Below are 825 nucleotides of genomic sequence, written 5' to 3' on the forward strand. Positions count from 1 at the left end.
CTGTTAAACCGTCCGTAATCGCCTGTAAAGCCTGTTTTTTATCGGTTGGTAGGTCTTTGCGGTCAATCAGGTTTTTTTGCTTTATAGGGTTGTTTGGGTCGCTTAGGCTGTATTCGTGGTTGATTACCTGCTTGAAGTTTTCAGCAAGTGGGCGGTCTGCCCTGTCGTAGTAGGGTTGTAGGCGTTTTCCGCTTGTCATTTCTACGTTTGGGATAACGAAATTCAGCTCAAGCCTGCCTTTGTCGGTGTGTTGTACCCACGCAATGTTATATTGTTCAGGCTCAAGCCCTGCAAACATTGCCTTTTCAAAGCGTGCCATAATCTCACGCTTTTGTATTTCGGGTAGGTCGCTTTCTTCAAAAGACAAGCAACCTGCGGTGTAGGTGTTATTAAAATAAAGGCTATCAGCAATACTTTGTGATAGTCGGGGATCGCCCTGCAGGATTTGGGCGGTGTCATCAGGCTTATTTAGTAAATAGTCCACGCAAGCCTTGCAACTACTAGCTTTTCCCTTACCGTGTTTCTTAAAAAATTTGACGATCATAGGCTCAATTCTCGCAATTTTTTGAGATTTTTTTCAATTTCTCGCAAGGTCGCCAACACGCTAACAAGGTCAATGCTCGGCTTTTGACTGTTGCATTGTCGGGCGATTTGGTTCAGGTTTACGCCTATGCGGTTCAGCTCGAACAGTAACGCAGGGTCGATTACTTTCGGCTGTCGATTAGGTTGCTGTTCTAGGGCAATTTCCCGAACCCATTCCGCAAGCCTTGCTTTCGTTTTTCTCTCTAACAAGGCTTGATACTCGTTTTCGGTGAGCCTGATTTT

Annotated in this window: 2 protein-coding genes; both read right to left on the minus strand. The window is 45.2% G+C overall.

Annotated elements, in window-relative coordinates; all coding sequences use genetic code 11:
- Positions 1-544 (minus strand): relaxase/mobilization nuclease domain-containing protein (locus tag AM305_RS10415; RefSeq protein ID WP_005825861.1); only part of this gene is annotated, 544 nt, incomplete at its 3' end.
- On the minus strand, positions 541-825 hold a 285-nt coding region (locus tag AM305_RS10420; protein WP_005825863.1), incomplete at its 5' end, for a MobC family plasmid mobilization relaxosome protein. The genes AM305_RS10420 and AM305_RS10415, both read right to left, overlap by 4 nt.

This window comes from Actinobacillus minor NM305 (genome assembly GCF_000175195.1).
Classification (GTDB): domain Bacteria; phylum Pseudomonadota; class Gammaproteobacteria; order Enterobacterales; family Pasteurellaceae; genus Haemophilus_A; species Haemophilus_A minor.